Consider the following 2,140-nt stretch of genomic DNA (forward strand, 5'->3'; position numbering starts at 1 on the left):
CCCCCACCTCGGCGAACCGCTCGCCCTCGACCTGCTCAACACCCGCTGGATGAGCGCGGAAGGATTGCAGGATCTGCTCACCGAGGTGGCCGGGGTCCGGCAGTGGCTCGCGGACAACGCGCTCGAGCTGCCCGCCGACGAAGCGACCCGGCACGCCCTGATCGCCGCGCGGGAGGCCATCCTGCGCGCGGTCAAGCACGAGAGCGCCGACGATCTCAATGCGGTTCTGGCCCACGGCCGCATCCGCCGCGCCCTCACCCCGGACGGTCCGGCCGACCTCCCCGAGGTCGCCGACCCGACGCAGCTACCCGGCTGGCTCGCCGCCGACAACCTGCTCCACCTGCTGGCCAGTGCCCCCGACCGCATCAAACAATGCGCGCACCCGCACTGCGTGCTGTTCTTCCTCGACACCTCGAAAAACGGCACCCGCCGCTGGCATTCGATGGCGGCCTGCGGAAACCGCGCCAAGGCCACCCGGCACTACGCCAAGAAAACCCAATCGGACTGACCGGTTACCACCGCGTCCACTGGTCGGTTACCACCGCGTCCACTGGTCGGTTACCACCGTGTCCTGGGCACATCGAACTCCGAGCACAACGCCCGCCACACGTCCCGGGGATCCACCCCCGCCTCGATGGCCTGCGCCCCGGTCCGCCCCATCGACGGCAAGACATGATCGGTCAACAGCGCATCTCCCCGCGCCGCACCGAATTCGGTATGCAACAGCTCCTGGAACTCCGTCAACCGCACGGTCACGACCCTACGCCAACCCCGAACCCCCAGCCCAACTCCGCCCGCCACCCGGCTTTCACCGAGTGCCGCCGTATGGATCGCCCGGCACAGCACGCACCCCCGCCGTGACTCCCGCGCTGTGTACGTCTTTCGCCACAGAATGTCCTCGCGCCGCACCGATTGCTCAGCGCGGTCGCCCGTAGTCTCGGCCGTGTGGCTGGCAAACGGCGGCACGGACTGCTCGGGGCGAGAGGTCAGCCTGCGGTGGGGGTTTCGACCGCGGCGTGGCAGACCTCGACCGGGTCGGTGACCACGGAGATGCCGGTGGCGGCGCTGCGGGCGGCGGCGGTGAAGGCGGGGTCGTCGAGGATGCGTTTGACCGCGTCGCGGAGGGCTTCGGGGGTGAGGGGGCGGATCAGCAGCGAACTGCCCTGGCGGGCGGCACGATTGGCGAGTTCCCACTGGTCACCGCCGCCGGGGACGGTGACGATGGGGACGCCGGCGAGCAGCGTCTTGGCGAGCAGTCCGTGACCGCCGCCGCCGATGACCACGCTGGCGTGGCGCAGCAGTTCGTCCTGGCGGCCCAAACCGGCTGTGGCCCAGGGCGGCAGGTCCGCGGGCGGGGTGTCGAGCTGGGAGATGGCGACGCGGACGCCCGCGCCCTCCAGCGCCGCGAGGGCCGTTTCGGCCAGGCCCGCCTGACCGGTCTGCGCCGTCGAGGGCGCGACCATCACCAGCGGATCCTCACCCGGCGGCAACTCCAGGATGTGATCGGTGGGCTCCCACAGCAGCGGTCCCACCAGATGCGCGTTCTCGGGCCAGTCGGGGCGCGGGACCTCGAGCGCGGGCAAGGTGGCGACCAGCCGCGCGGTGGGGCCCGGATCCTGTGGCGGCAGACCGATACTCGCGCGCGCCTGCTCCCGCTGCAGTTCCCCGCGCCGGACCGCCCGCGAACTCAGGCCGCGCAGCACCGAATCCCGGGCGCGGCCGCGCATCCCCTCCCCCGCGGCGAGCCCACTTCCGATGGGCGGCAACCCCTTCGACTGCAGGTACAGCGGATGCGGCGACAACTCCACCCACGGCAGCCGCAACCGCTCCGCCGCCATCCCGCCGCCCGCGGTCAGCACGTCCGACACCACCAGTTCCGGCAGCATCGCACTCAGATCCGGCAGGATCTCGGTCGAAATGTGCGCGGCGCGTTGATGAATCCGCGCCCCGGCGTCCTCGTCGTCGTCCTCGGCCCGAGGCGCCAGCCCTTTGAGCCGCCGCACCCCGATCCCGACATCCCGCGCCGCGTCGAACCACCGTGGACTGGTGAACACGCCGCCCGCCACCGCGCCACCCAGGCTCACCAGCAGCCCGGACGAATGATGCAGCGGCGCAAGGCAGTACACGGTGTCGTGGCGGC

3 protein-coding genes are annotated in these 2,140 nt (G+C 71.6%); 1 reads left to right on the forward strand and 2 read right to left on the reverse strand.

What is annotated here, in order from left to right:
• A partial coding sequence (locus ACWELQ_RS44395; RefSeq protein ID WP_452402967.1) for a CGNR zinc finger domain-containing protein occupies nt 1-508 on the forward strand: 508 nt, incomplete at its 5' end.
• 50 nt (nt 509-558) lie between these two features.
• On the opposite strand, the gene ACWELQ_RS44400 is transcribed toward ACWELQ_RS44395, so the two are convergent.
• Nucleotides 559-750 carry a DUF3046 domain-containing protein gene (locus ACWELQ_RS44400; RefSeq protein ID WP_452402968.1) on the reverse strand — a complete coding sequence of 64 codons (192 nt, stop codon included), beginning with the start codon at nt 748-750 and terminating at the stop codon, nt 559-561.
• Nucleotides 751-986: 236 nt separating this feature from the next.
• Nucleotides 987-2,108 carry a nucleotide disphospho-sugar-binding domain-containing protein gene (locus tag ACWELQ_RS44405; RefSeq protein ID WP_452402969.1) on the reverse strand — a complete coding sequence of 374 codons (1,122 nt, stop codon included), beginning with the start codon at nt 2,106-2,108 and terminating at the stop codon, nt 987-989.
• Nucleotides 2,109-2,140 lie beyond the last annotated feature (32 nt).

The organism is Nocardia sp. NPDC004722 (assembly GCF_053601505.1).